3 protein-coding genes are annotated in these 2,211 nt (G+C 49.7%); all 3 read left to right on the plus strand.

Annotation, left to right across the window (positions count from 1 at the left end; genetic code table 11):
• A partial coding sequence (misR, locus tag ACTHUE_RS16265; RefSeq protein WP_440423990.1) for a two-component system response regulator MisR occupies nucleotides 1-479 on the plus strand: 479 nt, incomplete at its 5' end.
• 15 nt (nucleotides 480-494) lie between these two features.
• Nucleotides 495-1,892: a HAMP domain-containing sensor histidine kinase gene (locus ACTHUE_RS16270; RefSeq protein WP_219088837.1), complete on the plus strand. Its 1,398-nt coding sequence runs from the start codon at nucleotides 495-497 to the stop codon at nucleotides 1,890-1,892.
• A 55-nt stretch (nucleotides 1,893-1,947) separates the two neighbouring features.
• On the plus strand, nucleotides 1,948-2,211 hold a 264-nt coding region (locus tag ACTHUE_RS16275), incomplete at its 3' end, for a CoA-binding protein (protein ID WP_440423991.1).

The following is a 2,211-nucleotide window of genomic DNA, read 5'->3' on the forward strand; positions in this document are numbered from 1 at the left end:
TACGTACCCAAAGCACTGTACCCATCATCATGCTGACTGCAAAAGGTGACGACATCGACCGCATTATTGGTTTGGAAATGGGTGCGGACGATTATGTTCCGAAACCATGTACACCGCGCGAACTCTTAGCCCGCATCAACGCCATCCTACGCCGTGCGCAACACAGCAACGAACAAAACAACGCGCCTAACAGCATTTCTGTCAGCGACGTCGTTTTGTACCCGGCCAAACGCCAAGCCAGCATCAAAGACACTCCGCTCGAGTTGACCAGCACCGAATTCAACCTGCTCGAAGTTTTGATGCGCCACGCCGGACAAGTCGTCAGCAAAGAGACCCTGTCTATCGAGGCACTCGACCGCAAACTGGCTAAATTTGACCGCAGCATCGACGTACACATCTCCAGCATCCGCCACAAATTGGGCGATGCTTCCCTGATTCAAACCGTACGCGGCTTAGGCTACCTGTTTGTTAAAAACTAAAGATTAAACAGATCAATGAAACTGTTTCAACGCATCTTCGCCACATTTTGCGCAGTTATCGTCTGCGCAATCTTTGTGGCGAGTTTTTCATTTTGGCTGGTACAAAACACCCTCGCCGAAAACCAATTCAACCAACGCCGCACCATCGAAACCACACTGATGAACAGCATCGTTTCCGCATTCAACTCACGCGGAGACAGCGGTGCGCGCGAAATTCTTTCTGAATGGAAAAACAATCCGGTTTCCAATGCCGTTTATGTGATTACCGGCGACGATAAAAAAGATATTTTAGGCCGCAATATCGACAGCCTATCCATCGAACGCGCCCGTATTTTTGCCATCAATAATCCTGAATCTGATTTGGCACACATCGAATACGACCGTTTCGGCGAAGAATACCTCTTCTTCATTAAAGGCTGGGACAACCATCAGGCCCAACGCCTCCCTAGCCCGCTCTTCATTCCCGGCCTGCCGCTTTCGCCTATTTGGCACGAATTTATTATTCTGTCTTTCATCATCATCGTCGGCCTGCTGATGGCATACATCCTTGCCAACAATATTACCAAGCCTATTAAAATTCTTGGCGGCGGCATGGACAGAGTAGCCAACGGCGAACTCGAAACCCGCATTTCCCAACAAGTTGACGACCGTGACGACGAATTGTCCCATCTTGCCGTGCAGTTCGACAAAATGGCCGAAAAGCTTGAAAAACTTGTTGCCAAAGAGCGCCACCTGCTTCACCACGTTTCTCATGAAATGCGCTCGCCGCTGGCGCGCATGCAGGCAATTGTCGGCCTGATTCAATCTCAGCCGCAAAAACAAGAGCAATACCTCAAGCGACTTGAAGGCGAACTGGTGCGCATGGATACTCTGGTCGGTGAATTGTTGACCCTCTCCCGCTTGGAAACTTCCAATATTCCTTTGGAAAAAGAAAACCTCAAACTCGTTCCTTTCCTAACTAATTTGATTGAGGACAACCAAAGCATTGCCCACCAAAACAACCAAAGCGTTACCCTGAGCATTGACCCAAAAATCCCTGAAAATGCCATAGTCAGCGCCAACGAAGGCTATCTATACCGCGCCTTTGACAACGTTATCCGCAATGCCATCAATTACAGTCCAGAAGGCAGCACCATTCAAACCCATATCGGACAAGACGGAAAAAACTGGATTATCGATGTTACCGACAACGGGCCTGGCGTGGACGAAATGCAGCTTCCGCATATTTTCACTGCCTTTTATCGCGCCGACTCCAGCGCGCACAAGCCCGGTACAGGTTTAGGGCTTGCCTTGACGCAGCACATTATGGAACAGCACTGCGGTAAAATCATTGCTGAAAATGTCAAACCCAACGGCCTGAGGATGCGTTTCATCCTTCCCAAAAAGAAAGCCGGAGACAAAAAAGAAGTCTAAAAATAAGGCCGTCTGAAACTTTTCAGACGGCCAAAAACACAAATAAGGAACCATCATGAGCGCAACTGCCCAAACCGGCTACTTCTTCATGCCTGAACACATCATCCTCGTCGGCGCCAGCGAACGTCCGCACAGCCTTGGCGAACGCATTTTCAGCCATCTGCTCGGTTCTTCATATCAAGGCAAAATCACCCCCGTCAATCTTCGACACAGCAGTGTCGCAGGCATTCCCTCCTACTCCAGCCTCAGCAAAATCCCGGGCCAAGCCGACTTGGTTGTTGCCGTTATCCCGCCCGATCATTACGACTCACTGTTCAAA

The organism is Neisseria sp. P0021.S005, assembly GCF_051956955.1.

What these genes read in the sequence shown, in the direction of transcription:
- ACTHUE_RS16270 (WP_219088837.1), top strand. Translation starts at nt 495, where the DNA reads ATGAAACTGTTTCAACGCATCTTCGCCACATTTTGCGCAGTTATCGTC.